This window comes from Vibrio sp. 10N.222.49.C9 (assembly GCF_041474985.1).
Taxonomy (GTDB): domain Bacteria; phylum Pseudomonadota; class Gammaproteobacteria; order Enterobacterales; family Vibrionaceae; genus Vibrio; species Vibrio crassostreae_C.
Window position 1 is genome coordinate 1 of record NZ_JBFRVD010000498.1, and the last position, 312, is coordinate 312.

A 312-nucleotide genomic window follows, 5' to 3' on the forward strand; every position below is an offset into this window, starting at 1 on the left:
GGGATAAAGTATCGAGCTTGCGTTGAATATCACCAGTTGAGGAGTTGGAATACCCCTTAATAGTGTCTTCCAATGACTTGAAAAGACCATCTGGACCATTCAAGATTGTTTCAACATCCATATTCAGTAGCGCATCATCAAATCTATCTGCATCGACTGATACTTTGCCATCACGACCAATCTCAATACCTACTTGATATAGTGACACACCCTCAAAAGTGCCCCGCATAAGGCTTTCTAGATTGCGAGCTATGCCTCGAACCGTCGAGTCATTTGCTAATAAGCCACGCTCTTCAGTATCACCACCAGTGG

1 protein-coding gene is annotated in these 312 nt (G+C 43.9%); it reads right to left on the reverse strand.

The features are described from left to right. A partial coding sequence (gene fliD, locus AB4585_RS24170) for a flagellar filament capping protein FliD (protein WP_372171292.1) occupies positions 1 to 312 on the reverse strand: 312 nt, incomplete at both ends.